The sequence below is a fragment of the Shinella sp. BE166 genome, assembly GCF_051201095.1.
GTDB lineage: Bacteria > Pseudomonadota > Alphaproteobacteria > Rhizobiales > Rhizobiaceae > Shinella > Shinella lacus.
This window is the reverse complement of sequence record NZ_JBPEHL010000012.1, coordinates 21,461-47,040: the sequence shown is the minus strand read 5'-3', so window position 1 is coordinate 47,040 and position 25,580 is coordinate 21,461. Positions and strand designations below refer to the sequence as shown.

27 protein-coding genes are annotated in these 25,580 nt (G+C 65.5%); 15 read left to right on the top strand and 12 right to left on the bottom strand.

Annotation, left to right across the window (positions count from 1 at the left end; translation table 11 throughout):
- The first annotated feature begins 37 nt into the window (after window positions 1–37).
- The gene (locus J2Y63_RS24720; RefSeq protein WP_435268262.1) at window positions 38–535 is read left to right on the top strand and encodes a DUF2867 domain-containing protein; all 498 of its coding nucleotides are present in this window, start codon (window positions 38–40) and stop codon (window positions 533–535) included.
- On the opposite strand, the gene J2Y63_RS24715 is transcribed toward J2Y63_RS24720, so the two are convergent.
- Window positions 513–1,595: a TraB/GumN family protein gene (locus J2Y63_RS24715; RefSeq protein ID WP_435268261.1), complete on the bottom strand. Its 1,083-nt coding sequence runs from the start codon at window positions 1,593–1,595 to the stop codon at window positions 513–515. The two genes, J2Y63_RS24720 and J2Y63_RS24715, sit on opposite strands and share 23 nt — an antisense overlap.
- A 53-nt stretch (window positions 1,596–1,648) precedes the next feature.
- On the bottom strand, window positions 1,649–2,584 hold the full coding sequence (locus tag J2Y63_RS24710) for a tyrosine recombinase XerC (protein ID WP_435268260.1): 936 nt from the start codon (window positions 2,582–2,584) through the stop codon (window positions 1,649–1,651).
- A gap of 126 nt (window positions 2,585–2,710) precedes the next feature.
- Between J2Y63_RS24710 and J2Y63_RS24705 the strand changes: the two genes are divergently transcribed.
- From J2Y63_RS24705 to J2Y63_RS24665, 9 genes are all read left to right on the top strand, one after another.
- Window positions 2,711–3,847 carry an AAA family ATPase gene (locus J2Y63_RS24705; RefSeq protein WP_435268259.1) on the top strand — a complete coding sequence of 379 codons (1,137 nt, stop codon included), beginning with the start codon at window positions 2,711–2,713 and terminating at the stop codon, window positions 3,845–3,847.
- A gap of 58 nt (window positions 3,848–3,905) precedes the next feature.
- Window positions 3,906–6,110 (top strand): primosomal protein N', encoded by a 2,205-nt coding sequence (locus J2Y63_RS24700; RefSeq protein WP_435268258.1) that lies wholly within the window; start codon window positions 3,906–3,908, stop codon window positions 6,108–6,110.
- A 105-nt stretch (window positions 6,111–6,215) separates the two neighbouring features.
- Window positions 6,216–6,599, top strand: coding sequence for a DUF4345 domain-containing protein (locus tag J2Y63_RS24695; protein ID WP_435268257.1), 384 nt, complete (start codon window positions 6,216–6,218; stop codon window positions 6,597–6,599).
- A 262-nt stretch (window positions 6,600–6,861) separates the two neighbouring features.
- Window positions 6,862–7,428 carry a F0F1 ATP synthase subunit delta gene (locus tag J2Y63_RS24690; RefSeq protein ID WP_435268256.1) on the top strand — a complete coding sequence of 189 codons (567 nt, stop codon included), beginning with the start codon at window positions 6,862–6,864 and terminating at the stop codon, window positions 7,426–7,428.
- Entirely contained in the window at window positions 7,428–8,957 is a 1,530-nt protein-coding gene (atpA, locus tag J2Y63_RS24685; protein ID WP_256119410.1) for a F0F1 ATP synthase subunit alpha, read from the top strand. Before J2Y63_RS24690 ends, atpA begins: the two co-directional genes overlap by 1 nt.
- 116 nt (window positions 8,958–9,073) lie before the next feature.
- A complete protein-coding gene (locus J2Y63_RS24680; RefSeq protein ID WP_256119409.1) occupies window positions 9,074–9,955 on the top strand; it encodes a F0F1 ATP synthase subunit gamma in 882 nt (293 codons plus the stop codon).
- Between the two features lie 26 nt (window positions 9,956–9,981).
- Window positions 9,982–11,595, top strand: coding sequence for a F0F1 ATP synthase subunit beta (gene atpD, locus J2Y63_RS24675; protein WP_256119408.1), 1,614 nt, complete (start codon window positions 9,982–9,984; stop codon window positions 11,593–11,595).
- Window positions 11,596–11,664: 69 nt separating this feature from the next.
- The gene (locus J2Y63_RS24670) at window positions 11,665–12,072 is read left to right on the top strand and encodes a F0F1 ATP synthase subunit epsilon (RefSeq protein WP_435268255.1); all 408 of its coding nucleotides are present in this window, start codon (window positions 11,665–11,667) and stop codon (window positions 12,070–12,072) included.
- A 208-nt stretch (window positions 12,073–12,280) separates the two neighbouring features.
- Window positions 12,281–13,708, top strand: a complete 1,428-nt coding sequence (locus J2Y63_RS24665; RefSeq protein ID WP_435268254.1) for a mannose-1-phosphate guanylyltransferase/mannose-6-phosphate isomerase — start codon at window positions 12,281–12,283, stop codon at window positions 13,706–13,708.
- Here the strand turns inward: J2Y63_RS24665 and J2Y63_RS24660 are convergent, their stop codons facing one another.
- The 4 genes from J2Y63_RS24660 to J2Y63_RS24645 form a co-directional block, all read right to left on the bottom strand.
- Window positions 13,709–14,458 carry a metallophosphoesterase family protein gene (locus tag J2Y63_RS24660; RefSeq protein WP_435268253.1) on the bottom strand — a complete coding sequence of 250 codons (750 nt, stop codon included), beginning with the start codon at window positions 14,456–14,458 and terminating at the stop codon, window positions 13,709–13,711.
- A gap of 56 nt (window positions 14,459–14,514) precedes the next feature.
- Window positions 14,515–15,099 carry a hypothetical protein gene (locus J2Y63_RS24655; protein WP_435268252.1) on the bottom strand — a complete coding sequence of 195 codons (585 nt, stop codon included), beginning with the start codon at window positions 15,097–15,099 and terminating at the stop codon, window positions 14,515–14,517.
- A 20-nt stretch (window positions 15,100–15,119) separates the two neighbouring features.
- Entirely contained in the window at window positions 15,120–15,881 is a 762-nt protein-coding gene (locus J2Y63_RS24650) for a DUF6030 family protein (protein ID WP_435268251.1), read from the bottom strand.
- Between the two features lie 154 nt (window positions 15,882–16,035).
- On the bottom strand, window positions 16,036–16,962 hold the full coding sequence (locus tag J2Y63_RS24645; protein WP_435268250.1) for a LysR substrate-binding domain-containing protein: 927 nt from the start codon (window positions 16,960–16,962) through the stop codon (window positions 16,036–16,038).
- A 92-nt stretch (window positions 16,963–17,054) separates the two neighbouring features.
- Between J2Y63_RS24645 and J2Y63_RS24640 the strand changes: the two genes are divergently transcribed.
- From J2Y63_RS24640 to ubiG, 4 genes are all read left to right on the top strand, one after another.
- Window positions 17,055–18,197, top strand: a complete 1,143-nt coding sequence (locus J2Y63_RS24640; protein WP_435268249.1) for an iron-containing alcohol dehydrogenase — start codon at window positions 17,055–17,057, stop codon at window positions 18,195–18,197.
- Between the two features lie 9 nt (window positions 18,198–18,206).
- Entirely contained in the window at window positions 18,207–19,706 is a 1,500-nt protein-coding gene (locus J2Y63_RS24635) for an aldehyde dehydrogenase (RefSeq protein WP_435268248.1), read from the top strand.
- 11 nt (window positions 19,707–19,717) lie between these two features.
- Complete coding sequence (locus J2Y63_RS24630; protein ID WP_435268247.1) at window positions 19,718–20,842, top strand: mandelate racemase/muconate lactonizing enzyme family protein; 1,125 nt, start codon at window positions 19,718–19,720, stop codon at window positions 20,840–20,842.
- A gap of 78 nt (window positions 20,843–20,920) precedes the next feature.
- The gene (gene ubiG / locus J2Y63_RS24625; RefSeq protein ID WP_435268246.1) at window positions 20,921–21,670 is read left to right on the top strand and encodes a bifunctional 2-polyprenyl-6-hydroxyphenol methylase/3-demethylubiquinol 3-O-methyltransferase UbiG; all 750 of its coding nucleotides are present in this window, start codon (window positions 20,921–20,923) and stop codon (window positions 21,668–21,670) included.
- Here ubiG and J2Y63_RS24620 read toward each other — a convergent pair whose 3' ends face one another.
- The 4 genes from J2Y63_RS24620 to J2Y63_RS24605 are packed head-to-tail and all read right to left on the bottom strand — an operon-like array spanning window position 21,671 to window position 24,048.
- A complete protein-coding gene (locus tag J2Y63_RS24620; protein ID WP_435268245.1) occupies window positions 21,671–22,099 on the bottom strand; it encodes a DUF1178 family protein in 429 nt (142 codons plus the stop codon). It lies immediately after the preceding gene.
- Window positions 22,096–22,953, bottom strand: a complete 858-nt coding sequence (locus tag J2Y63_RS24615) for a carbon-nitrogen hydrolase family protein (RefSeq protein WP_435268244.1) — start codon at window positions 22,951–22,953, stop codon at window positions 22,096–22,098. Before J2Y63_RS24615 ends, J2Y63_RS24620 begins: the two co-directional genes overlap by 4 nt.
- A 10-nt stretch (window positions 22,954–22,963) precedes the next feature.
- Complete coding sequence (grxC, locus tag J2Y63_RS24610; RefSeq protein ID WP_256119393.1) at window positions 22,964–23,221, bottom strand: glutaredoxin 3; 258 nt, start codon at window positions 23,219–23,221, stop codon at window positions 22,964–22,966.
- 35 nt (window positions 23,222–23,256) lie between these two features.
- Window positions 23,257–24,048: a ComF family protein gene (locus J2Y63_RS24605; protein WP_435268383.1), complete on the bottom strand. Its 792-nt coding sequence runs from the start codon at window positions 24,046–24,048 to the stop codon at window positions 23,257–23,259.
- A 61-nt stretch (window positions 24,049–24,109) separates the two neighbouring features.
- On the opposite strand from J2Y63_RS24605, the gene J2Y63_RS24600 reads away from it, so the two are divergent.
- A complete protein-coding gene (locus tag J2Y63_RS24600) occupies window positions 24,110–24,979 on the top strand; it encodes a methyltransferase domain-containing protein (protein WP_435268243.1) in 870 nt (289 codons plus the stop codon).
- A gap of 6 nt (window positions 24,980–24,985) precedes the next feature.
- On the opposite strand, the gene J2Y63_RS24595 is transcribed toward J2Y63_RS24600, so the two are convergent.
- Complete coding sequence (locus J2Y63_RS24595; RefSeq protein ID WP_435268242.1) at window positions 24,986–25,168, bottom strand: Flp family type IVb pilin; 183 nt, start codon at window positions 25,166–25,168, stop codon at window positions 24,986–24,988.
- A gap of 23 nt (window positions 25,169–25,191) precedes the next feature.
- Entirely contained in the window at window positions 25,192–25,509 is a 318-nt protein-coding gene (locus tag J2Y63_RS24590; RefSeq protein WP_256119390.1) for a hypothetical protein, read from the bottom strand.
- Between the last annotated feature and the right edge of the window lie 71 nt (window positions 25,510–25,580).

Sequence of the window (25,580 nt, the reverse complement as noted above, 5' to 3'; positions counted from 1 at the left end):
ATCAGGGGCACCATGCAGGCTGTAAAGGATGGCCTTCATGTCCCCCGTATCGAGACCCGTCTCGCTCCCGCACCCGCTTCTGCCGACTGCCGACTGGGCGGATCGTTTCACGCTCGGCCTGCCCGTCGATCATCTCACGGCGCGGGAGGCGGCGCGGCTGGCGCTCGAACATCCGCCGGGCTGGGTGCGCAGACTGATGGCGCTGCGCAATGCGCTGGTCGCGCCCTTCGGCCTGAAGCGGGCGGCGGAACAGGCCGCGACATCGGCGGTGGAGATCGGCGGATTTCCGGTGGTGAGCGCCAGCGACGACCGTGTCGTGCTCGGCTTCGACGACAAGCATCTCGATTTCCGCATCGTCATCGATATCCGGCAGGACCGGCCGAGCGGCCAGACCCTGAGCGTGATGACGCTCGTGCACCGCAACAACCTGCTCGGCCGGCTTTACCTCGCCGCCATCATGCCGTTCCACAAGCTGATCGTTCGCACCATGCTGTGCGGCGTGGGGCGCCGGGTCAGTTCACCGCGGTTACCGTAAAGCCCTGCTTGCGCAGGAGTTCGACGACCCCTTCCGGGCCGGCGAGATGCAGCGCGCCGACGGCGATGAAGACGTTGCCGTCCGCCAGAATCGCGGCCGCCCGTTCTGCCATCGTGTGGTTACGGTCGATGATGATGCGCTGCTCGAAATCGGCATAGGCCTTGGCGTCCTCGTCCGTCTCAGGCGCGGAGGCCCGCATCATCGGCATGATCATGCCGGTATCGCCGGCAAGGTAGAGCTGGCTCATCGTCTCGATAACATCCGTCAGCGTATCGCCGAGTTCCAGCGTCTGCACGAGGCCCTGGACCTGCGGTTCGACCGGCAGAGAATCGAGGGCGGAAATCTGCTCGATCAGTGTTTCGAGGCCCTTCAGCGTCTTGCCTTCGGCGAGCGCGGTCTTGGCGAGCTGCTGGTCGAGGAAGGCGGCGCCGGCGGTCTTGCGGGCGATCTCGCAGGCGGGCAGCGCGACGAAGCTTGCGATCATCCACGGCTTCATGCGTCCGACTGCGGCGAGCGAAAGGCCGCGACCCTTCAGGCCTTCCGCAAGCTTCTCCGCATCCTGCTTGTCGAGGAAATCGGTGATGGATTTTCCGTCGGTGAACATGGTGAGGTCCGGCCGCGCCATGATGGCCGCGCCCGCCTTCTTCTCGTCGGCGATCTCGTCCGATTCGACGACGATGGTGGCGGCATCGGCATAGGCGGTGCGCGCCGCTTCCGGCATGGCGAGCACGCGCGGGTCCGTCACATGCATGGTGCCGAGCAGCCAGGAGGCGGGCTTGCCGTCCTTCTCGATCTTCCAGAAGATGCCCTTGCCGTTCGGCACGGCATCCGCCTCGGCGCGCAGCTTGGCGAAGCCAGCCGGGTCGTCCTTTTCGAATTTCGTCAGCAGGTTGTCGCCGCCGCAGGCCGGCGGCTCCTGCGCATGGGCGGGGGAGAGGGTCGCCAGCACGACGAGGACGGAGAGGGCGATGAGGAGATGGATAGCCGCAAGCGCCCAGAGGCCGGCATCGGCCAGCCGGTCGGCCAGCACCATGCGGCTCTTGTGAAGAAGGACTGTCATGGTCGAACTCCCTGCATATTTTTGGCGACCCTAGCCGCAAGCCGTTAACGGATTCAGGCGCGGGGGTGCGCTCGGTCGTAGATTTCCAGCAGCCGGGCCGAATCGACGCCGGTATAGACCTGCGTGGTCGAGAGGCTGGCATGGCCGAGCAGTTCCTGGATGGTGCGCAGGTCCCCGCCGCCGGCCAGCAGATGCGTGGCGAAGGAATGGCGCAGCGCATGCGGCGTGGCGCTGTCCGGCAGGCCGAGCGCGCTGCGCATCTTCTGCATTTCGCGCTGGATGATGGCGGGCTGCAACGGTCCGCCGCGCATCCCGCGGAACAGCGGCCTGTCCTCGGCCAGCGGGATGGGGCAGAGTTTGATGTAATCCTCGACGCCGGTCAGCGCGGGGGCGATCAGCGGCACGATGCGCATCTTGTCGCCCTTGCCGGTGATGCGCAGCGACGTCGGCGTGCCGGCGAAATCGGCGGGCGTCAGCGACAGCGCCTCGGAGATGCGCAGGCCGCAGCCGTAGAGCAGCGTCAGCACCGCGGCATTGCGCACGCGGATCCACGGTTCGTCGGCAAGCTGTTCGCTGGCATCGACGACGGCGATCGCCTGTCCGGCGGAGAGCGGCTTCGGCAGGGATTTCGGCTGTTTCGGCGAGCGTACGGCGGAGGCACCGGCCGCATTGGCAAGGCCCTTGCGCTCCAGATGGCGCAGGAAGGAGCGCAGGCCGGCAAGGCCGCGGCCGAGCGTGCGAGCACCCGCACCATCGCGGCGCCGGCTGGCGAGGAAGCCGCGCAGGTCCGCGGGGCGCAGGTCGCCAATGTCCTTGAGGCGTGCGGGGGCGGCAAGGTGCTGCGTCAGGAAGGTGAGGAACTGCCTTGTGTCGCGCTCGTAGGCGTCCAGCGTGTTCTCCGACAGCCGCCGCTCTTCGGCAAGCGACGCGAGCCAGCTTTGCCGCTCGGTCATCAGGGTCTGGTCGGCGATGATGAGAAGTTCGTTCATGGCATGCCCTTCGGCCGTTTGCCGCATGGTCGGTGATTTGCGTTAACGTTTGCTTCACCGGCCGCCTTCCTCTGGACATGGTGCCCGGTATAGAGACGATCGTTCTTCTGATTCCGGATACGCTTCATGCTGCTGCGCTCCATGTCCGCCGAAAACTATCGTTCGCTGCGCTCGATCCGCATGGATCTCGGGCGGGTGAACCTGTTCGTCGGCGAGAACGGGGCGGGCAAGTCGAACCTCTATCGCTCGCTGCAACTGGTGCAGGCGGCGGTGCGCGGCAATTTCGCCCATGAGATCGCGGCGGAAGGCGGCATGGCCTCGGCGCTGTGGACGGGCAAGCGCCGCGTGAACGAGCCGGTGCGCATCCGGCTGGAAGCCGAACTGCTCGACGAGGATCGGGCGATCACCTTCCGCTACCGCGTCGAGGCGGGGTTGCGGCCGCCGATCGATGCCGCGGGTTTCGCCTTCGAGCCGCATGTCAAGGCCGAGGAATTGTCGATCGAGACCGGCCGCCGGCCGGTGACGATGATGAAACGCGGCGGGCCGGGCATCATGGTGCGCAGCGAGGCGGGCCGGATGGTGGAATATCCCGAACAGGCCCTGACCTCCGAGACCGCTATCGCCCTCCTCGGCGATGCCGGCCATTATCCGGAGGTCGGCACGTTCCGTCGTGCGGTTTCGCAATGGCGGTTCTTCCATGGCTTTCGCTCGGACCGCGATTCGGCGTTGCGTCAGCCCTGCCTTGCCGTCACCGCGCCGCTGCTCGACGAGGACGGGGCGAACATGGCGGCGGTGTTCGCGACGCTGAAATGGACGCGGGGCGACACGGTCGATCTCGACCGGGCGGTGGCGGATGCCTTTGGCGGCGCGCGGCTTTCCGTGCCGGAGCCGGAGGAATTCGCCTCCTACGGGCTGACCTTCCCGCAGTTTCCCCAGCGCATCTTCCAGCCGCGCGAGCTTTCCGACGGGCAGATTCGTTTTTTGGCGCTAGCGGCGGCATTGCTTTCGTACCGCACGCCGCCGCTGATCGCGCTGAACGAGCCGGAGGCGAGCCTCCATCCGGATATGCTGTCGCCGCTGGCCGAAATGATCGCGCGGGCCGCCGAGACGAGCCAGTTGTGGATCGTCACCCATTCCGAGCGGCTGGCGCAGGAGGTGGAGACGCGCTGCGGCGTGCGGGCCAAGCGCGTCGTGCGGAATGACGGGGCGACCTGGATCGACGGCATGCGGCTGACCGGCGAAATGGATGAGGACGACGAATGAGCGGGCCGGCGATCTTTGCGGTTTTCTTCCGGCACCTCCGGGGGCATCTTCGCGGGCAATGAGCAGCGATTCGATCGACCTCTTCGGGGAGAAACTTTTTCCGCGCACGGTGCCCGTCATGGTGCCGGTACCCACGCCCACGCCCTATTCCTATTCCGTGCCGGAGGGCATGGCGGTGGAGCCGGGCTCGATCGTGCAGGTGCCGCTCGGGCCGCGGCTGGTGCCGGGCGTCGTCTGGGATGGCGGCGATGACAGCCAAGTCGATCCGAAGAAGCTGCGGCCGATCGAGAAGGTCTTCGACTGCCCGCCGCTCTCCAAGGAGATGCGCGATTTCCTCGACTGGGTGTCCGCCTATACGGTGACGCCACCGGGCCTCGTCGCCCGCATGGCGTTGCGCGCGCCCACGGCCTTCGATCCCGAGCCGATGATCGAGGGCCTGCGTTTCACCGGCCACCGGCCGGAGCGGCTGACGAGTGCCCGCGAGCGGGTGCTGGAAATGGTGGAGGACGGCATTCCGTGGACCCGCTCGGGTCTCGCGCACGCCGCCGGCACCTCGACCAGTGTCGTCGACGGGCTCGTGAAGCAGGGCAGCTTCGAGACCGTCTTCCTGCCGCCGCCGCCCGTGGTGGCGGTGCCCGATCCGGAGCATGTGGAGCCGCGGCTTGAAGGGCCACAGACGGAGAGTGCGGCGGAGCTTGTCGAGAGCGTGCGCGCCGGCGGCTTCAACGTCTCGTTGATCGATGGCATTACCGGTTCGGGCAAGACGGAGGTCTATTTCGAGGCGATTGCCGAGACGCTGCGGCGAGGCAAGCAGGTGCTGATCCTGCTGCCGGAAATCGCGCTGACGGCGAGTTTCCTCGAACGCTTTCAAGATCGGTTTGGCGCCAAGCCCGCCGAATGGCATTCCGATCTCGCCCCGCGCATCCGTGAAAAGGTCTGGCGGCAGGTGACGATGGGGGATGTGCGGGTCGTGGCCGGCGCGCGTTCGGCGCTGTTCCTGCCCTTCGAGAATCTCGGTCTCGTCATCGTCGACGAGGAACACGACCCGGCCTACAAGCAGGAAGACCGTGTCTTCTACAATGCGCGCGACATGGCGGTGGTGCGGGCGCGCATCGGCGATTTCCCGGCCGTGCTCGTCTCGGCGACGCCCTCGGTCGAAAGCCGGGTCAACAGCGATGTCGGGCGCTATCGCAAGCTGCACCTGCCGACGCGCTACGGCGATGCCGCCCTTCCGGACCTGCATCTCGTCGATATGCGCCGCCATCCGCCGGCACGCGGCGGGTTTCTTTCGCCCGTCATGCTGCGCGGCATTGCCCGCACCATCGAGAAGCAGCAGCAGGCGCTGCTTTTCCTCAATCGCCGCGGTTATGCGCCGCTGACGCTCTGCCGCGTCTGCGGCCATCGGTTCCAGTGCCCGCAATGCTCCAGCTGGCTGGTCGAACACCGGTTTCGCGGGCAGATCCAGTGCCACCATTGCGGTTATGCCGAGCGCACGCCGGAAGCCTGCCCGGAATGCGGCACCTTCGATCACCTCGCGGCCTGCGGGCCGGGGGTGGAGCGCATCGCGGAGGAGGTGGAGAAGCATTTTCCGGAGGCGCGCACCATCGTGCTTTCCTCGGACCTGATGGGCGTCAAGCGGCTCCGGCTGGAGCTGGAGGCGATTGCGCGCGGCGAGGCGGATATCGTCATCGGCACGCAGCTCGTTGCCAAAGGGCACAATTTCCCGCTGATGTCGCTGGTCGGCGTGGTGGATGCGGATCTCGGCCTTTCGAACGGCGATCCGCGCGCGGCGGAGCGGACGTTCCAGCTGCTCTCGCAGGTGACGGGGCGTGCCGGGCGCTCTGGCCTCAAAAGCCACGGCCTCATCCAGACCTACCAGCCGCTGCATCCCGTCATGCAGGCGATCGTCTCGGGCGATGCGCAGGCCTTCTACGATCGCGAGATCGGCGAGCGGGAGAAGGCGCTGCTGCCGCCGTTCGGGCGGCTCGCCTCGGTCATCGTCTCGGCCGACACGCGCGGCGAGGCGGAGATGCATGCGCGGGGGCTGCGGCAGGCCGCACCCCATGTGGACGGCATCTCGATCCTCGGCCCGGCGGAGGCACCGCTCGCGCTCGTGCGCGGCCGCCATCGTTTTCGCCTGCTGATCCACGGGCGGCGCAACAGCGACATGCAGACGTTTCTGCGCACCATGCTCGCCAACGGGCCGAAGGAGCGCGCATCGCTCCAGGTGCAGCTCGATATCGATCCGCAGAGTTTCCTCTGAGCGCCATGGTTAACAAAGAGTTGTGCGAAGTCGGCGCACCCGCTTCTGCGACTTTCGCGCCTGTGCGATAGAGGGGCGGGCGAGCACAACCGGAGAAACGTCGCGATGGAATTCTACATCCCCACCGAAACGGGCGAGTTGCTCGCATTCTCGGCGGCCATCGTGACCGCGCTGTTCGGCCTGTTCGCCCTTTTCGCGCCCGGCACGGCGTTGAAGCTCGCTGGCCTCCAGACCCGCGAGGGCAGCCGCGAAGGGTATGCCTTCGCCCGCTCGGCCGGTGGTTTCTATGCAGGGCTCGCCATCGTCGCGCTGATGATGGCGCAGAGCTGGATCTATATGGGCATCGGCGGCGGCTTCGCGCTCGCTGCATTCGGCCGCATTCTCTCGCTGATGTCGGACGGGTCCTTCACGCTGAAAAACCTCGTCGTGCTCCTCGTGCAGGTGGGCCTCGCCGCGCTGCCTTTGGCCTATGCATTCGGCTTCATCTGAGCGAAAAACCGGCCCGGCCTGCCTCGGCGAGACCAGAACATAGTCTGCGCAGTCAACTTTTGCTCCGACTATGGCCGACTTATGGCGCATTCCTGCGCCGCGTGTGTTGCGAGTCCCGGTTTCCTATGCTAGACGAACCGCGAAATTCAGAAAAAACGGGCTTCAAAGCCTGTGGGAACTGAAGATTACCGCAACGATTTCAGAGGGTTAGGACTGTAGCCTCGCTACCGCCCCGCTTTCTGGATGAAAAGAAGAGAAGCTTGTGCCCGTGGCAGACACATCCCAGCTCGTTTCCGGTGTTGCAGAAAGATACGCGTCCTCGCTTTTCGACCTCGCTCAGGAAGCCGGTTCGGCTGATAGTGTCGGTGCCGATCTCGCCCGTTTCCAGGCGCTGATCGACGGGAGCGAAGACCTCAAGCGGCTGATCCTCAGCCCTGTCTTCTCCGCCGAAGATCAGACCAAGGCCATTGCCGCCGTTGCCGCCAAAGCCGGCATCACGGGCCTCGTGGCAAACTTCCTCAAGGTGGTTGCGTCAAATCGCCGCCTGTTCGCCGTTCCGGGCATGATCAAGGCCTACCGCGTCATCGCGGCCCGCGCCCGCGGCGAAATCACGGCCGATGTCACCTCGGCCCATGCGCTGACCGCAGCGCAGGAAACAGAATTGAAGGCGGCGCTGAAAGGCGTCGCCGGCAAAGACGTGACGATCGCCGTCACCGTCGACCCGTCCATTCTCGGTGGCCTGATCGTCAAGGTGGGTTCCCGCCAGATCGACACGTCCCTTCGCACCAAACTCTCTACTCTTAAGCTTGCACTGAAAGAGGTCGGCTGATGGATATCCGCGCCGCGGAAATTTCCGCAATTCTCAAAGATCAGATCAAAAACTTCGGCAAAGAGGCGGAAGTCTCGGAAGTCGGCCAGGTGCTCTCCGTCGGTGACGGCATCGCCCGCGTTTACGGCCTCGACAATGTCCAGGCCGGCGAAATGGTGGAATTCCCGGGTGGCATCCGTGGCATGGCGCTGAACCTCGAAAGCGACAACGTCGGTGTCGTTATTTTCGGTTCGGACCGTGACATCAAGGAAGGCGACACCGTCAAGCGGACGGGCGCCATCGTGGACGTGCCGGTCGGTCCGGAACTGCTCGGCCGCGTCGTCGACGCGCTCGGCAACCCGATCGACGGCAAGGGCCCGATCAATGCCAAGCTGCGCTCGCGCGTCGACGTCAAGGCTCCGGGCATCATCCCGCGCAAGTCGGTGCATGAGCCGATGTCGACCGGCCTCAAGGCCATCGACGCCCTCATCCCGGTCGGCCGCGGCCAGCGCGAGCTGGTCATCGGCGACCGCCAGACCGGCAAGACCGCGATCATCCTGGACGCGATCCTGAACCAGAAGGCGATCCACGATAACGGCCCGGAAGGCGACAAGCTTTACTGCGTCTACGTCGCTATCGGCCAGAAGCGTTCGACCGTCGCCCAGTTCGTGAAGGTTCTCGAAGAGCGTGGCGCTCTCCAGTACTCGATCATCGTTGCTGCAACCGCCTCCGATCCGGCGCCGATGCAGTATCTCGCACCGTTCGCCGGTTGCGCGATGGGCGAATACTTCCGTGACAACGGCAAGCACGCCCTCATTGGCTACGACGACCTTTCCAAGCAGGCCGTTTCCTACCGCCAGATGTCGCTGCTGCTGCGCCGCCCGCCGGGCCGCGAAGCCTATCCGGGCGACGTCTTCTACCTGCATTCGCGTCTCCTCGAGCGCGCTGCAAAGCTCAACGACGACATGGGCGCTGGCTCGCTGACGGCTCTGCCGGTCATCGAAACCCAGGGTAACGACGTGTCCGCGTTCATCCCGACCAACGTGATCTCGATCACCGACGGCCAGATCTTCCTTGAAACGGACCTGTTCTACCAGGGTATCCGCCCGGCCGTTAACGTCGGTCTGTCGGTGTCCCGCGTGGGCTCGTCCGCTCAGATCAAGGCGATGAAGCAGGTCGCCGGCTCGATCAAGGGCGAACTCGCCCAGTATCGCGAAATGGCAGCATTCGCCCAGTTCGGCTCGGACCTCGACGCCGCAACGCAGCGCCTGCTCAACCGCGGTGCCCGCCTGACCGAACTCCTGAAGCAGCCGCAGTTCTCGCCGCTGAAGACGGAAGAGCAGGTCGTGGTGATCTTCGCCGGCGTCAACGGTTACCTCGACAAGATCGCGGTCAACCAGGTCGGCAAGTTCGAGCAGGGCGTGCTCGGCTACTTCCGCTCCGAGGGCAAGGACATCCTCGACAAGATCCGCACCGAAAAGGCGATCAGCGACGACACCAAGGGCAAGCTCAAGGCCGCCCTCGATGCCTTCGCCAAGACCTTCGGCTGAGGCTACGGTTCGAGCCCTGCGCGCTAAGCTGGCGCGCAGGCAGCCCGGGAACTTTGATTGACGCATGATCCGCTCAGAGGATTTTCTGGGGGATCATGTCACAGGACGGAAAACGGATGCCTTCACTTAAGGATCTGAAAAACCGGATCGCCTCCGTCAAGGCGACGCAGAAGATCACCAAGGCGATGAAAATGGTCGCCGCGGCGAAGCTTCGGCGTGCCCAGGAAGCGGCCGAGGCCGCCCGGCCCTATTCGCAGCGCATGAGCGCCGTTCTCGCCAACATCGCCCAGGCCGTCGGCCAGGACGATTCGGCGCCGCGCCTCATGACCGGCACGGGCAAGGACCAGGTTCATCTGCTCGTCGTCTGCACGGCCGAACGCGGCCTGTGCGGCGGCTTCAACTCGCAGATTGCGCGTCTGGCGCGTGACCATACCCGCAAGCTTCTGGCGAGCGGCAAGACGGTCAAGATCATCTGCGTCGGCAAGAAGGGTTTCGATATCCTGCGTCGCGAATTCGCGTCGCTGATCATCGACCGCGTCGACCTGCGTGAAGTCAAGCGCATCAACTTCGCCAATGCAGACCAGGTCGGCCGCAAGGTTATCGGCCTGTTCGAAAAGGGCGAGTTCGACGTCTGCACGCTGTTCTATTCCGAGTTCAAGTCGGTCATTTCGCAGATCCCGACCGCGCTCCAGCTCATCCCGGCCTCCGCTCCCGCGGCTGTCGCCGAGACGACCGGTGCAACGGCGATCTACGACTACGAGCCGGATGCCGGCGCGATCCTCGGCGATCTCATCCCGCGCAACATTTCCGTCCAGATCTTCCGGGCCCTGCTCGAGAACGTCGCCGGCGAAATGGGCGCCAAGATGAGCGCCATGGACAACGCGACCCGCAATGCTGGTGAAATGATCAACAAGCTGACGCTCAACTACAACCGTCAGCGCCAGGCTCAGATCACCAAGGAACTCATCGAAATCATCTCGGGCGCTGAAGCGCTCTAAGGACCAGGACAAAGAGGGTAAGAGATATGGCTAAGGCAGCTACCCCGAAGGACACCGCAGCGGCGAAGAAGCCGGCTGCGACCAAGACGGCAGCAGCAGCGGCGGCTCCGGTCGCAGCAGCAGCAACCAAGGCTCCGGCCGCAAAGGCAACCGCTGCTAAGGCACCGGCTGCGAAGACCGCTGTCGCCAAGGCCGCCACGAAGGCTGCCGCTCCGGCCGCATTCGTTGCGACCGGCCGCGTGACGCAGGTCATCGGCGCCGTCGTCGACGTTTCGTTCGACGGCGAACTGCCGCAGATCCTGAACGCGCTGGAAACCGACAACAACGGCAACCGCCTCGTTCTCGAAGTCGCCCAGCACCTTGGCGAAAACACCGTTCGCACGATCGCCATGGACTCGACCGAAGGTCTCGTCCGCGGCCAGCCGGTCGCCAACACCGGCGCCCCGATCACCGTTCCGGTCGGTCCGGAAACGCTCGGCCGCATCATGAACGTCATCGGCGAGCCCGTTGACGAAGCCGGCCCGCTGGTCACCGCCGGCAAGCGCGCCATCCACCAGGATGCGCCGTCCTACGTCGAGCAGTCGACGGAAGCCCAGATCCTCGTCACCGGCATCAAGGTCGTCGACCTGCTGGCACCCTACGCAAAGGGCGGCAAGATCGGCCTCTTCGGCGGTGCAGGCGTCGGCAAGACCGTTCTCATCATGGAACTGATCAACAACGTCGCCAAGGCGCACGGTGGTTACTCGGTGTTTGCAGGCGTGGGTGAACGTACCCGCGAAGGCAACGACCTCTACCACGAAATGATCGAATCCGGCGTGAACAAGCATGGCGGCGGCGAAGGCTCCAAGGCTGCCCTCGTTTACGGCCAGATGAACGAACCGCCGGGCGCGCGCGCTCGCGTCGCTCTGACCGGTCTCACGATCGCTGAAGACTTCCGCGACAAGGGCCAGGACGTTCTGTTCTTCGTAGACAACATCTTCCGCTTCACGCAGGCCGGTTCCGAAGTGTCCGCTCTGCTTGGCCGTATCCCGTCGGCCGTGGGCTACCAGCCGACGCTCGCCACCGACATGGGCCAGATGCAGGAACGCATCACCACCACGACCAAGGGCTCGATCACCTCGGTTCAGGCCATCTACGTTCCCGCCGACGACTTGACCGACCCGGCGCCGGCAACCTCGTTCGCCCACCTGGACGCAACGACGGTTCTGTCGCGCTCGATCGCCGAAAAGGGCATCTACCCGGCGGTGGACCCGCTCGACTCGACCTCGCGCATGCTCGACCCGATGGTTGTCGGCGAAGAGCACTACGAAGTCGCCCGTAAGGTCCAGACGACCCTGCAGCGCTACAAGTCGCTCCAGGACATCATCGCCATCCTGGGCATGGACGAACTGTCGGAAGACGACAAGATCGCCGTTGCCCGCGCCCGCAAGATCGAGCGCTTCCTGTCCCAGCCGTTCTTCGTCGCCGAAGTCTTCACCGGTTCGCCGGGCAAGCTCGTCGCGCTCGAAGACACGATCAAGGGCTTCAAGGGCCTCGTCAACGGCGAGTACGACCACCTGCCGGAAGCCGCCTTCTACATGGTTGGTTCCATGGAAGAAGCGGTCGAAAAGGCCAAGAAGCTGGCTGCCGAAGCCGCTTGATGAACTTGGGGCGCCCTGAAACGGGCGCCCTGTTTCCCGGCCGAATGAAATCAGAAGAAGTGAATGGTCATGGCTGACAGTTTCAACTTTGAACTCGTTTCTCCCGAGCGCCTGCTGGTTTCCGGCAGCGTCAGCTCCGTCGTCATTCCGGCGACCGAGGGCGAAATGACCGTCATGGCCAACCACGCGCCGACCATGACGACGATCAAGCCGGGTGTCGTCACCGTGACGTTCGCGGATGGCAAGAAGGACCGCTACGTGGTCTTCGGCGGTTTCGCCGACATCCTGCCGACCGGCTGCACGCTGCTGGCCGAATCGGCCGTGCATGTCGACGAGATCAAGAGCGAAGACATCACGCGCCGGATCGAGGCGACCCGCGCCGAGCTGGAGCATGCGTCCTCGGACGAACACAAGTTCGGCATCGAGAGCTACCTCGCGCAGCTCACCACGCTGCAGGGCACGCTCCTGCCGGCCTGATCCGAACCCGGATTTCGCAGACACCAAACCCGCTTCGGCGGGTTTTTTGTTGCTATGGATTCGCTTGCCGAGGGAACAGGGTCTCTTTACCTTATCCGTAAGAATGCTCATCGGCGGGGGCTGCCGGGCGTCCGATTTTGCTGTTTCTTTACGGCAGGGATGGAGAGTGGCCCCAAAATGGCTGGCTCCAGCATCAGGACGAGGAATGATGACCCGCAAGATCGTACCCGTAATCATGGCCGGCGGTAAGGGCACGCGGCTCTGGCCGCTGTCGCGCGCCTCGGCACCCAAGCAGTTCCTCGAATTCCTCGGTGAAACGACGCTGTTCCAGAAGACGCTGGCGCGCATTTCCGACACCGCGCTCTACGAGCCGGCGATCGTCGTGACCAACAGCGATTTCCGCTTCCTCGTCGCCGAGCAGGCGCGCGCCGCGGATGCGCCGCTGACCTCGATCCTGCTGGAGCCCGTCGCGCGCAACACCGCGCCGGCATTGGCCGCCGCCGCCACGCTCATCGCCCGCCTCCACGGCGACGAAGCCGTCATGCAGGTGCTGGCCTCCGACCACGAGATCGATGCGAACGACGTCTATTTCGACTGCATCGCCCGGGCGCGCGCCGCAGCGCAGGCCGGCCGCCTCGTCACCTTCGGCATCACGCCGAGCGAGCCTGCGACCGGCTACGGCTATATCGAGATCGGCGAGGACCTCGGCAATGGTGCCAATGCCGTGCGCCGCTTCGTCGAGAAGCCGGACCGCGACAAGGCGGCGGAGATGCTTTCGGCAGGCGGCTATCTGTGGAATTCCGGCATGTTCATGCTGCCGGTCGGCCTGTTCCTGCGCGAGCTCCGGCAATATGCGCCGGAGGTTCTCGATGCGGCGAGCGAAGCGGTCGCCAAGGCGAAACACGACCTCGATTTCGAACGGCTCGACGAGGCGGCCTTTTCGCGCGCGCCCGATATTTCCGTCGACTATGCGATCTTCGAGAAAACGCCGATCGCCGCCGTTGTGCCGTCGCCCATCACCTGGTCCGACCTCGGAAGCTGGGATTCCGTCTGGAAGACCGGCAAGCAGGACGAGGCCGGCAATGTGGCGGATGGCAGCACGACCGTGCTCGACACGCGCAATTCGCTGGTCATATCGCGTGATATCCATGTCGCGGTGCAGGGCCTCGACAATGTGGCCGTCATCGCCAGCGAGGACGCCGTGTATGTCGGCCGCATGGAAGACAGCCAGAATGTCGGCAAGCTGGTGAAACATCTCGCGGCACTGCCCAAGACGGCGAAGCTGACCGAGACGCACCCGACCTCCTACCGCCCCTGGGGCGGCTATACCTCCGTGCTGAACGGCGAGCGCTTCCAGGTGAAACGCCTCTTCGTGACCCCCGGCAAACGGCTTTCGCTGCAAAAGCACCACCATCGCTCCGAACACTGGATCGTCGTGCGCGGCACAGCGGAGGTGACGATCGGCGAGAAGACGGTCATGCTGCGCGAAAACGAATCCGTCTATATCCCGCAGGGCGAGGTGCATCGCCTCGCCAATCCCGGAAAAATCCTGCTCGAACTGATCGAGGTGCAGACCGGCTCCTATCTCGGCGAGGACGACATCATCCGCATCGAGGATGAGTTCGGCCGTGGCTGATCAGAGTAGCGTGGCGCCCGCGGGTGTCACCTTCAGCGCCGTCAGGCGGCCGCTCGCGTAACAGGTCGTGTCGATGCAGATGCGGCCCGTGCCGAAGACCGGCTCGGGCCCTGCTGTATGGCCGTGGATGACCGTGATCGGCAGGCCGGGGCCTTCGCTCAAAAAAGGTTCGCGGATCCAGATCATGTCGTAATCCTTCTGCTGCGGAAGGGGCACGCCCGGCTGGATGCCGGCATGAACGAAGAGCCGGCGGCCGCTCAAGGCTGCGATCGGCAGGTCTTGCAGGAAGGCGATGTGGTGTGGCGGCACGCGCTGGCGAAGCGCCTCGCCGAGGGCCCGCATGCCGCGCTCGCCGTAACGATAGTCCGCAAGGTCGATGCCGTAGGAGCGCAGCGTCGCATCGCCGCCGTAATCCAGCCAGCGCAGGTGTTGCAGCGGGTCGATGATGAACTTCAGGAACGTATCGTCGTGATTGCCGCAGAGCGCGATGCGCTCGATGCCATCGGCATGGCGCTCCATCGCCAGATGCTCGATCACCGCATTGGACGCTGGCCCGCGGTCGACATAATCCCCGAGATAGAGGATCAGCGGCGGCACGCCGGCATGGGCCGCGGCATCGGCGCGGATCTTCTCCTCCAGTGCCAGCACGGCATCGTGGCAGCCGTGCACGTCGCCGATCGCATAGATCAGCGGCTGGTCGGCGGGAAGCGTCAGACGGCGGCGGCGCAGCGGGGGTGGGGCAATGCTCATGCTTCGATCTCATAGCCGGGAAGGCGGCCGACGAAAACCGGCAAAGTGGCGCATCGCTAACGCCGCCTGACGGGTGGGCAGCGGCCGAGCGCGCGGCATTCCGCATCGATCCAGATGCCGGCCTTCTTCTGCATCGCCTGCTGCTGGGCGGCCATTCCTTCCGGCGTCGCCGCCCAGGCCGCGCCGGCGGCGATCAGCGCCTGGGCGATATCCTTGCCGCCGGATATGCAGGTGAGGAAAGTGGCGGAGCCGATGCGAAAATCCTGCTCGCAGAAGAGCGTGCGGTTGGCGACGAGCTGCCGCAGCACGATCCGCGCCTTCTGGCCGCAGACCGCGATGGCGCCGCCTTCGCCGCGGCAGAACCGCTTCGCATCGACGGCGATCGCATTCGTCAGCACGTAGAGACGGTCGCCGTCGCGAAAGGACGTGCTGTCGAGCACGGTGACGCGGCTGCTGACGGGGATGCGCAGCGGCGTCATGATGTGCTCGACCGCGAGCCGTTCATAGGTCTGCTTGCTGCGGTCGATCCGCACGGGCTTGTCGGTCCAGATCGGATCGTCGGAGGCGGCACCCGGCATAAGTTCCGCCGCCATTGCCGCCATGGTGGTGACGAGCAGCAGCAGCAGGAGTGCTGCGATCATCGGCCTTGTTCGCACATGCATCACATTTTTTCCGCGAGCGGCAGCCAGCGGCTGCGGTCGAAATAATCCGGCAGGTAGGAGCCGCGATTGCGCGTGCGGTCCGGGTTGATGGTGAAATTGTAGCGCGGCGTTTCGCCGAATTCCTTCTTGAGCTGGATGCGGTTGCCGAAGCGGATGATGTCGAACTCCTTGAGCGCCCGGATGTTCTCGAAAATATCGGGGGCCTCTTCCCAGCGCACCTCGTCGAGAAAGACTTCGATGGCGTTGATGACGGCATCGGTCACCTGGGTTTGCGTCGCCGGGTTCTCGATATTCAGCTTGAGGCGGAAGGAAGAAACGCGCGTTTCCGCATTGCCCTTGATCGACAGGAAGACGGAGGAGGACGGGTTCGGCCCGTCGCGCTCGTGGGCGAATTCGCGGTAGGACTGGCACTCCCAGCTCTGCTGGTCGAAGATGCTGGCCTTCCAGCCGGAATTGACGAAGCCGCCGCGGCGCAGCGCCTCGCAGAGCGCTTCCGGCGCCTTGCGGATCGTGCGCACGAACTGGGTCTGCGTGGGCGTGACGGGGGTCAGCAGCCGTTCGGAAATGAGGCCCTCGGGGCGTGGCATGCGGTTGCCCTTCATCTCGTAGGGGCGCAGCGCGCGTTCGCGCGGTTGGGCCTCTATCGGGTCGTAGCCGAAGCGGGCGAGCAGCAGGTTGAGGTTGCGGTAATCGTTGGCGAGAAGCACGGTCGCGCCGATCGCTCCGAGCAGCACGATGGCGAAGAGCCCGAAGACAACCAAGCCGGATCTGCCTTGCTTCCGCTCCGTCATGCCGAACCGCGCCGTTGCCCGTGTCGATGCGGCCGCCGGATGGGGGCAAGCCCCGGCCGCGGCCGATCTTTCGTTCCTGATAGGCCACAAGGCGCACGCCTGCAAGCGCGGCCCGGCGCGCGCCTCACGCTGCGTTGCGCGAGGCCAGCAGGCTTTCATGCAGCATCAGCACCTCCGGCGGCGCGGTGCGGAATTTCGGCAAGCCGAGATGATAGCCGTAGCCGGTGACGAGGCTCGTCCCGCCGAGCTGCACCAGCGTGCCCGCGGCAAGTTCGGCGGCGATGAGATCGAGGCTGCCGAGCGCCACGCCGTCGCCGCTGCGCGCGGCATCGATGGCGAGTGCATAGGTGGAGAAGGTGAGATGCGGTCGGGGCAGCGGCCGGCGCCGGAAGGTTTCCGGCGCGACGCGCTCCAGCCAGGGGCGGAAGGAAATCCAGTTGGCGTTGAAACGTTCGTAGTCGATGAGGTCGAGGCCGGCGAGATCGGCCGGGGCGAGCGTGGCGGGATCGAGCCCCTTGCGGGCGATGTAGCCGGGCGCCGCGACTGGCGCTAGCTCCTCGGCCAGGAGTGGCGTCAGGTTCCAGCGTGGGTGTTCGCCGGCGGAATAGAGGATGACGAGGTCGTTGTTTTCCGAGGCGAGGTCGGCGGGGCTGTCGACGGTGACGAGGCGAATGGAAACGCCGGGATTGTCGCGTGCGAAATCGCGCAGGCGCGGGCCGAGCCAGAGATGCGAGACGGAGCCGCTGGCGGCAAGCGAGATGCTCTGGCCGGCGCCGGTGCGGAAGGGTTCGAGGCTTTCTTCCAGATAATCGAGCGAGGCGCGCACGCGCTGGAACAGCTTTTCGCCGCGCGGCGTCAGCGACAGATTCTTGCCGGCGCGGGCGAAGAGCTGGGTGCCGAGATGGTCTTCCAGCCCCTTGATGCGGCGGCTGACGGCGGCCTGCGTGATGTTGAGCTCGCGCCCGGCGCGGGAAAAGTTCATGTGCCGGCAGGCGGCGTCGAAGACGCGGAAGGCTTCCAGCGGGATATGGGCGAGCAGACCGGCTTTCATAATCTCATGTTATCAAAAAGCCCGAAAAATCCAAGGATTTGAAAATCTGAAATCGTGATGCACGGTTCGGGAAATCGTCTGGGGGATTTTCCGTGAAGTTCGCAACGTCTTTCGTGCCCGATATCCGCTTCGGCGACGGGGTCCATGACACCATCGCCGCCTCAGCCCGCGCGCTGGGTGCGGAAAAGGTGCTTGTCGTCATCGATGGTTTCCTTGCCAACAGCGGCCTCGGCGCGCGCCTGGCAGCGCAATTCGCCGCGGAAGGCGTGGCTGTGGATTTCTATTCGGACTTTGCCGGCGAGCCGAAGCTTGCGCATGTGCAGGCCGCAACGGCGGCGGCGCGGGGCAAGGATCTCGTCGTCGGCATCGGCGGCGGGTCGGCGCTGGATATCGCCAAGATCGCGGCTTGCGCGGCGGCTTCTTCCGAAGACCCGATGCACTATGCGCTCGCCGCCAACCCGCTCCCGAAAGCGCCGCTGAAGAAGATCATGGTTCCGACCACGGCGGGAACCGGCTCGGAAACCTCGGCGACGACGATCTTTGCCGGGCCGGAGGGCAAGAAACTCTGGATCTGGGGGCCGGAGACCAAGGCGGATCTGGTGCTGCTTGACCCGGCGCTGACGGTGACGCTGCCGGCGAACCTCACCGCCTGGTGCGGCCTCGACGCCTTCGTGCATGCCTTCGAGGCGGCGACCAACCGCAATGCCCATGCGGGCGCGGCGCTCTATGCCCATGCGGCGCTCGGCTTGCTGACCGAGGCGCTGGAAACGGCGGTCAAGCACCCCGCGGATATCGAAGCGCGCGGCAAGGTGCTGCTCGGCTCGTGTTATGCCGGCGTCGCCATCGATAATTGCGGCACGGCGGTCGCCCACAATATCAGCCATGCGCTGGCCGGCCTTGCACCGGTGCATCACGGGCTTGCCACGGCGCTCGGCTTCGAGGCGACGCTCGCCTGGCTGGTCGAGGCCGACACGGCGGATCTTGCGGCTGCGGCGCGGGCCTGCGGGCTCTCCGACGCGGCGATGCTGCCCGGCTTCGTCGGCGACCTGATGGATCGCTGCGGCATCGTCCGCGCGCTGCCAAAGGCCTTTGCGGATTTCACCGCCGCCGATCTCGCCCGCGAAATGCGCGCGCCGGAAAATCAGCCGATGCGGCGCTCGACGGTGCGCGAGATTTCCGACGCCGACATCGAAACCTTTGCGGCCGCGATGATGGCCCTGCCCAAGACGCTCTGAGGACCCGATATGACCGAACAGTTCAGCCGCGCCTATTGGGAAGACCGCCTCGCCGGCCTTTCGCTCGACCGCGGGCATTTCATCGACGGCAAGGTGCAGCCCGCCGCGTCCGGCAAGACGTTCACCCGCACGCGCCCGATGGATGGCCAGCCGGGTGCCGTGCTGGCGCGTGGTGATGCGGCGGATGTCGATCTCGCAGTCGCTTTCGCCCGCAAGGCCTTTGCCAGCGCCGTGTGGCGCGGCAAGGAGCCGATCGAGAAGAAGAAGATCATGCTGCGCTGGGCAGAGTTGATCCGCGCCCATGGCGAAGAACTGGCGCTCCTGGAGACGCTTGATGTCGGCAAGCCGGTGCAGGCCTCGCTCGGCGTCGATGTGCGGCTCTGCGCCGAGGGTATCCAGTATTACGGCGAGATGGTCGACAAGCTCTATGACGAGATCGCGCCGACGGGGCCGAAGGCCCGCGCGCTGGTGCGCAAGGTGCCGCTCGGCGTCATCGCGGCGATCACGCCGTGGAACTATCCGATGATCATCGATGCCTGGAAGCTCGGGCCGGCGATTGCGGCCGGCAATTCCGTCGTGCTGAAGCCGGCGGAACAGTCGTCGCTCTCGGCGCTGCGGCTGGCGGAACTGGCGATCGAAGCGGGCCTTCCCGCCGGCGTGTTCAACGTCGTCACCGGGTTTGGCGAAGAGGTCGGCAAGCCGCTGGCGCTGCACATGGATGTCGACATGGTGGCCTTCACCGGCTCGACGGAGGTCGGCAAGCTGATCATGGGCTATGCCGCGCAGTCGAACCTCAAGCGCGTGGCGCTGGAGCTTGGCGGAAAGTCGCCGCTCGTGGTCTTCGAGGATGCCGATCTCGACGCGGCTGCCAGTGCCGCCGCCTGGGGCTGCTTCTACAATTCCGGCGAGACCTGCCATGCCGCCACCCGCTTGGTCGTTCAGCGCTCGGTGCAGGACAAGCTGATCGAGAAGATCGAGGGGGTGGTAAAACGCGAGATCGCACTGGCGCATCCCTTCGAGCCCTCCGCGCAGATCGGCGCGCTGATCGAGGCGGAACATATGGACAAGGTGCTGGGCCTGATCGCCATGGGTGAAAAGGACGGCGGGCGCCGGGCTTTCGGGGCGGAGCGCGTATTGTCGGAGACCGGCGGCTATTATGTCTCGCCGGGAGTCATCACCGATGTGACGAACGATATGCGCATCGCCCGGCAGGAGATTTTTGGGCCGGTGCTGGCGGCGATTGCCTTCGACACGGAGGAGGAGGCGCTCGCGATCGCCAACGATACGATCTACGGGTTGGCCGGCGCGGTCTTCACCCGCGACATGGACCGGGCGCACCGCTTCTCCGAGGCGATCCATGCCGGTACGGTGTGGATCAACACCTATGACATGTCGAATTTCGCCACGCCCTTCGGTGGCTTCAAGCAATCCGGCTTCGGCCGCGACCGCTCGGTGCATGCGATCGACAAATACTGCGACTACAAGACGATCTGGCAGCAGTTCGGCTAAGGGGGGAAGGCATGAGCAAGATCGTTTCCATCGGGATCAGCCACCACCGGCTGCCGCTCGATCCGCCGTTCAAGGCAAGCTGGGACGGCCGGCCGCGCCGGCATTTCGACGCGACGATCGTGCGCGTGAGCGATGACGAGGGCCGCGAGGGCATCGGCTCCGGCGACCTGATGAAAGGGTTCGAGGGCCACGAGGACCTGTTCATCGGCCAGGACCCGCGCCATCTCGAACGGCACTATGAGGTGCTGTCGCATATCAACTTTCACTACGGCCGCTGCTGGCCGCTGGATCTCGCGCTCTGGGATCTCGCCGGCAAGGTGACGGGCGAGCCGGTCTGGCGCATGCTCGGCGGCCGGGCGGATCGCGTGCGGCTCTACGCTTCCTCGAGCGTGCTGCGCGAACCCTCCGCCATGGCGGACCAGGCGGAGCGCTATATCGAAGAGGGTTTTCCGGCGATGAAGGTGCGCTTCTCGTCTTCCGCTGGCGGCCGCAATGGCTGGCGCGACGACGTGAAGGCGCTGGAGGCGATCCGCGCGCGTGTCGGCGACCGGCTGGAGCTGATGGTCGACTGCAACCAGGGTTGGCGCATGCCCTGGGATACGACGCTGCCCTGGACCTTCAAGGATGCGCTGGTCGTGGCGCGCGAGCTGGAACGGCTCGGCATCTACTGGATGGAGGAGCCGCTGCACCGTTCCGACCGCAAGGGCATGAAGGCGCTCAAGGAGGCGACCGACATCCGCATCGCCGGCGGCGAGATGACGCGCGAGCTCTACGAGTTCCGCGACATCATCGAGGAGCGCGCCTTCGACGTCATCCAGCCGGACGTGGCGCTGGTCGGCGGCATTACCGGCTGCCGGCGGCTCGCCTTCCAGGCCCGCGAGGCCGGCGTCACCTTCACGCCGCACTCTTGGACGAACGGCATCGGCGTGCTCGCCAATGCGCATCTGACGGCGGGTGCCGGGGACGCGCCCTTCCTCGAATATCCCTATGACACGCCGGAATGGAGCGAGGCGCGCCGCGACTATCCGCTCGCAACGCCGCTGCGCCACGAGAACGGCTGGCTCAAGCTCGGCGAGGCGCCCGGCCTCGGCATCGTGCTCGACGAAGACCGGCTCAAGGCGACGCGGCTTCCCTGAGCCGCTTCACTTCGCCCCCTTGACATACGCCCCGTGGAGGCCGACTTCACGGGGATACGGACGCGAAGGAGACGAGCCATGAGCGAGGCAGCCCGCACGACGATCGACCAGGCGGAAGTCGACCGGTTTTCCGCCATGGCCGCGGAATGGTGGGATCCGAACGGCAAGTTCCGGCCGCTGCACAAGTTCAATCCGGTCCGCCTCACCTATATCCGCGATCTCGTCTCCGCCCAGTTCGGCCGCGACCCGAAGGCGCATCGCCCGCTCGAAGGTCTGCGCATCCTCGACATCGGCTGCGGCGGTGGCCTGCTTTCCGAGCCGATGGCGCGCATGGGGGCGGAGGTGCTGGGCGCGGACGCTTCCGAAAAGAATATCGGCATCGCCAAGGCGCACGCCACAGGCAGCGGTGTTCCCGTCGATTACCGCGCGGTGACGGCCGAAGCGCTGGCGGAAGCGGGCGAGACATTCGATGTGGTGCTCAACATGGAAGTGGTCGAGCACGTCTCCGACGTCGAGTTCTTCCTCACCACCTGCGCCTCCATGTTGCGCCCCGGCGGCGTGATGTTCGTCGCCACGATCAACCGCACGATGAAGGCGGCCGCACTGGCGATCTTCGCCGCGGAAAACGTGCTGCGCTGGTTGCCGCGCGGCACGCATCAATATGAAAAGCTGGTGCGCCCGGAAGAGATCGAGAAGCCGCTCAATGCATCGGGGCTGACGGTGACGGACCGCACCGGCGTGTTCTTCAATCCGTTGACCAACCAGTGGAACCTGTCGAAGGACATGGACGTGAACTACATGATGGTCGCGCGGCGCGCGTCCGCCTGATCAGTTCGTCTCGTCGGGCAGGACGGGGAGGGGCGCCACTTCGACGCCCTCCTCCAGCAGGTCGCGCACCTCTTCGGCGGAGGCCCGGCCGATCAGGCCGCGCTGTTCGGTCTCGCCGTAATGGATTTTCCGCGCTTCTTCGGGGAAGCGCTCGCCGACATCTTCTGAATTGGCACGGATCGCGGTGACGATCTCGCGGAGCTTGCCCATCATTTCCTTCTGGCCTGCCTGAACGACGAGCTCCTGGCGGCGCTCCTTCTTGCGGGCGGTCGAGACGGAGGGCGCCATCAGGCGCTTGGCGACATGCGCCGAGCCGCAGGTCGGACAGGAGACGAGCGCCATCTTCTGCTGGCGGTCGAAATCGTCCGCCGAGCCGAACCACCCTTCGAAGGTGTGCCCGTTGTCACAGGAAAGCTCGTAGCGGATCAAGCGGCAACGCCTCCCTTCGCGGGTTCGCCTGCCACTTCGAGCGTGAAGGCGCGACCATTGCGCAGGTTGGGGATTTTCTGGTGCGCGGATTTGACGGCGGCGGGGTCGACCTCGGCAAGCACGATGGCCTCGCCCGTGCCGCCGGCAGAGGCGAGCACGCGGCCCCAGGGGTCGATGATCATCGAATGGCCGAAGGTCTCGCGGCCGTCCTCATGCACGCCCGCCTGGGCGGCGGCGATGATGTAGACGCCGTTCTCGATGGCGCGGGCGCGCAGCAGCGTCTCCCAATGCGCTTCGCCCGTCTGGCGGGTGAAGGCGGCGGGGACGGAGATGATTTCCGCGCCGGCCTGCGCCTGGATTTTGAAGAGTTCCGGAAAACGCACATCGTAGCAGATGGTGAAGCCGAGCTTGGCGAAGGGCAGGTCCGCCATGCGGGCGACGGCGCCCGGCGAATAGACCGCGCTTTCGCGCCAGCTCTCGCCATTGTCGAGGTCGACGTCGAACATGTGGATCTTGTCGTAAGTGCAGACCTGCGCGCCATCGGGCCCGAAGAGGAAGCCACGGTTGGCGACCTTGCCGTCGGCAAGCGCAATCGCCGTCGAGCCTACATGCACGTGGATGCCGAGGTCTTTGGCGAGTTCCGCCGCGGCGGCGACCACGAGGTCGTCGGCTTCGGGGCGCAGGATCGCCCGGAGCCCCGCACGATCGCGCTGGAGGGCGCCGGTCATTTCGGGGGTCTGGACATAGACGGCGCCCTTGGCGGCCGCCTCGCGCACGAGGCGCCGCATCGTCTCCACGTTGCGGACGGGGTCGGTCCCGGAGCACATCTGGAGGGCGGCGATCGTGACGGTCATGGGTGTCTCCTCAGGCCGCCAGCAGGGCGTCGAGTTCGCCGGCGCGCTCCAGCGCCTGCAGGTCATCGCAGCCGCCGACATGGCGCTCGTTGATGAAGATCTGCGGGAAGGTGGTGCGGCCGTTGGCGCGCTTGATCATCTCCTGGCGCACATCCGGCGCATAGGTCGCGTCATGCTCTTCGAAGCTCACGCCCTTGGTCTCAAGAAGTTTCTTGGCGGCGCTGCAATAGCCGCAGAATTGACGCGTATAAATAACGACCGAAGCCATGCTTACCTGCTCCAAGACTTGGAAATTCGTCCTTTTCATATAGGTCCGGGAAGGGCCCTTGCAAAGGTCAAAACGGTAATGTCTGTGACACCGGCGCGCTTCAGCGTGCGGGTGACGGCGGCGACGGTGGCGCCGGTCGTATAGACATCGTCGATAAGCACGACGCGCCGACCGAACAGTGCCTCGCGGCCGGCCGGCGTCACGGAGAAGGCGCCGCGCACGTTTTCCTCGCGCGCCCGGGGGCCGAGGCCGATCTGGCGGCGGGTGCGTTTCGTGCGGCGCACGGCGTCGATCAGCACCGGTTTTTCCGAAAGCCGGCCGAGCGCGCGGGCAAGTTCCGCCGCTTGGTTGAACTTGCGCCAGATCAGGCGGAAGCGGTGCAGCGGAACGGGCAGGATGACGTCCGCCGCCTGCACCGTGCCGTCGCCGGCGCGCAGCATCCATTGTGCCATCATGGGGGCCAAATCCGTGCGGTCGCGATATTTCAGCGAATGCACGAGCACGCGGGCGAGGTCGTCATAGAGCGCCACGGAGCGCAACCGGTCGAAGGGCGGCGGGGTGGCGATGGCGTCGGCGCTGAGGATGCCGGGGCCGAGATCGTGGGTAAAGGGCGTGCCGAGCACTTCGCAATAGGGCCGCTCGATGAAGCCGAGCTTCGACCAGCATTGCGGACAGAGGCTGGCGCGGCTGCCGAGAAGCCTGTCGCAGCCGGGGCAGGCCGGCGGGTAGACGATGTCGAGGGCGGCACGGCCAAGGCCGCGCAGCCGGCGGGCAATGCCCTGCCCGAGCGGGATTTCCGGCAATGCCTCGGCCTCGATTTCGCCCATGCGGTTGACAATAGTCGGTCTTACCGGCCAAAGCGACATGAATTCCGAACGGGATCTTGCCATGGAAACGCTCTTCGACCACGCCCTGATCGACACCAACCGGCTGCGTGCGCTCCGCGGCACGCCGGCGGATTTCCTGCTCGACGTGGTGGCGCGGGAGCTTGCGGAGCGCCTCAGCGTCATCGACCGCCGCTTCGAGCGTGCGGTCGAGCTGCATGGCCATACCGGTGCCACCGCGCGGGCGATTGCCGAGACGGGCAAGGTGGATGGCGTCGAGCGGATCGAGAGCGATGCGCGGTTTGCTGCACCCGGCGAGACGCTGACGGTGGCGCCGCTCGAAACGGTGCCGCTGGAACCGCAATCGGTGAACCTCATCGTCTCGCCGCTTTCGCTGCACCTCACCAATGACACGCCGGGCGTCTTCGTGCAGATCCGCCGGGCGCTGAAGCCGGACGGGCTGTTCCTCGCGGCGATCCCCGGCAGCGGCACGTTGCAGGAGTTGCGCGAGGTGCTGCTGGCGGCGGAAAGCGAGATTTCGGGTGGCGCAAGCCCGCGGGTCATTCCCTTTCCGGATGTGCGGGATGTCGGTGCGCTGCTCCAGCGCGGCGGCTTCGCGCTGCCGGTGACGGACAAGGAGGCCTATACGGTCCGCTACGATTCGATCTTTCCGCTGATGCGGGATCTGCGCGCGATGGGCATGGCCAATCCGCTTTCCGGCCGCAGCCGCCGGCCGTTGACACGCGGCATGTTGCTGCGCGCGGCGGAGCTTTACGCGGAGCGTTTTTCCGATCCGGACGGGCGCATCCGCGCGACCTTTTCGGTCATCTACGTTTCGGGTTGGGCGCCGCATGAAAGCCAGCAGAAGCCGCTGAAGCCGGGTTCGGCGACGATGCGGCTTGCCGATGCGCTGAAGCAGGGCGGCGGGAGCTGATCCGGCTTATTGCTTTCCGGCGGAGTCGATGCTGTTGCTGACCGCGCCGAATGTGTTCTGGAGGCCGTTCTGGAAGCTCTCCAGGCCGAGCAGCAGGCCGATCGAGATCAGCGCCAGCAACAGGCCGTATTCGACGGCGGTGCCGCCGTCGCGATCGGAGCAGAATGATTTCAGCAGTCTCAGCACCATTCCCACCCCCGTGTTTGTCCGGTTCAGCAGCCGTTGCCCTGGCCATTGCCATTGACGATGCAGACGGCGCCCGGCATTTCCTGAAGCACGCTGCGGCGCACGGTATAGCGCTTGCCGCCTTCCGACGGGATCGATCCCGTCGAGATCATATCGAATTCGTCCGGCACGTTTGCCATCATGCGCTTGTCGGTCTTCGCCGACAGCACGGGGGTAAGGACCAGCGCAAGCGCTATGACGGCCGTGCCGAACAGCAGAGCAAGGTTCAACGCACCGGTCCGGGTATCTCCGGCCGGCGTGTAATCCTTCTCCTGAACGGCTTTCCAGAAGTCTTCGTCACGCATCTCTGAGTCTCGTAGGCATTCATTGCAACGTTAAGCTCAATCTTTGAACGACGGTGCTAAACGATTGCTTA